General features: G+C 56.7%; 1 protein-coding gene. It reads right to left on the reverse strand.

Translation table 11 applies throughout. The features are described 5' to 3' along the window. Nucleotides 1–6: 6 nt before the first annotated feature. Nucleotides 7–1,212, reverse strand: coding sequence for an ISL3 family transposase (locus ACKJSM_RS28615; protein ID WP_236196986.1), 1,206 nt, complete (start codon nucleotides 1,210–1,212; stop codon nucleotides 7–9). Between the last annotated feature and the right edge of the window lie 96 nt (nucleotides 1,213–1,308).

The raw sequence follows: 1,308 nt of genomic DNA on the forward strand, positions 1-1,308 counted from the left end.
GGTTCATCACGGATTGCCGGGAAACACGCTCTTGATCTTCATGAAAAAGAATTCGCTATCCCGGTAACCGTACGCCATCCGTTTGATGACCTTTATTCGATTGTTTATGCCTTCCAGCTGACCCGTGTGCATCGGCCAGCGAACCCGACTGACGATGCCCCGCCAGTAACCCTTTAGCCGTTTGGCGAACAGGATCAGAGCCGGTATCGCGCTTTCATGAGCGTGGCGCAGCCATTGCTTCCAGGCTGATCTCCAGCCCCAGGCGGTACTTGGCGCCCAGAGCGTTTTGAGTTCGGCCTTCATCAAATAGACCGTCATCAACGCTTGGTTAGCCGCCAGCAAATCCTCCAAGCGGACCTGTTGCTCCGGTGTTTTCAGGTTCTGCGGGTTGCGCAGGAGCAGCCAACGCGCCTGCTTGATGACCTTTCGGGCCGGCTTGTCATGACGCAGTCGATTGGCTTCGTCGACGCGAACCCGATCAATCACCTCTCGGCCATATTTGGCCACCACATGGAAAAGGTCATAGACCACTCGCGCTTTTGGGCAGTGCTGACGAACCTCCAGGTCAAAAGCGGTGTTCATGTCCATTGCCACCGCTTCGATTCGGGCGCACCCCTCTGGCCCCAGCTCTTCGAAAAATGGCCTGACCGCCGCTCGGCTGCGGCCTTCGCCGATCCACAGCACCCGTCGCGTATCCGCATCCAGAACAACGCTGGCATAACGATGACCTTTGAACAATGCGAACTCGTCCATCACCAAACGTCGCGGTTGCGCCTTTGGCAGCACGCTCAATGCTGCTTGCAAGGCTCGACGCTCCAGCAACCGAACGGTCTCCCAATGCAGCCCAAACATCTGCGCCACGTGTAGCGTGGGAAGGCGTTCACAGGCTTGAATGACTGCCTCTGCCAGACGCCGCGTCATGCGCGCATAGCGATCCAGCCAACTGACGGCCTCCATGCGTTTGCCGCAGTCGCGGCAACCAACGCGTCGGAGCAAAACGCTCAGGCGCACTGCACGACCGAGAATCGGCAAATCACGAATGACTCGCTCGCAATACTCATGCGTCGTTGAACAGGGTTTTTGGCACCCGCCACAGGAAGGGAATCGGGTGGCGTGGGGTGTCAGGTCGATCTGGAGGGCATCACCCTCAGGCTTGATCGTAACGACAGAAAAGCCCTCCCAAAAAGGAAGGAAAGTATTAATATCGCGCATAAGAACGCCGGTTTGTTAGATGTGTTTGCTCGCACGAACATCATCAACCAAATCGGCGTTCTTGTTTCTATGTTTCCCGGGATTCCGTGAAGAACC

The organism is Pseudomonas sp. PHC1 (assembly GCF_046487845.1).
Classification (GTDB): Bacteria; Pseudomonadota; Gammaproteobacteria; order Pseudomonadales; family Pseudomonadaceae; genus Aquipseudomonas; species Aquipseudomonas sputi.